The organism is Citrobacter sp. TBCS-14 (assembly GCF_005280805.1).
Classification (GTDB): Bacteria; Pseudomonadota; Gammaproteobacteria; order Enterobacterales; family Enterobacteriaceae; genus Citrobacter; species Citrobacter gillenii.
In genome coordinates, this window is the sequence record NZ_SZWM01001128.1 from 1 (window position 1) to 226 (window position 226).

Annotated in this window: 1 pseudogene; it reads right to left on the minus strand. The window is 41.2% G+C overall.

The window, feature by feature from the left end:
- Positions 1 to 226 (minus strand): annotated as a pseudogene (locus tag FDX22_RS30685) (glycosyltransferase family 1 protein); the annotation flags it as partial.

The window sequence follows — 226 nt, forward strand, 5'->3', positions numbered from 1 at the left end:
GAAGCAATCGCCTTGATAGTTCTGTCGACACCTTTACGGGTAAAATCAGAACCGATTTGTATAATTAAATACTGGGAATCACTGATATCATTTTCTTTCCTGAAGCTAGCTCTGCAATTTGCTGCCTGAGAGCTGTATTTTCTGTCAGGATAAATCCCCGGCGGAAGGATATGGAAACGCGTTGACTCAGTATGATAGTGCTTCTGAAAATCCGCAATTTGCTTAT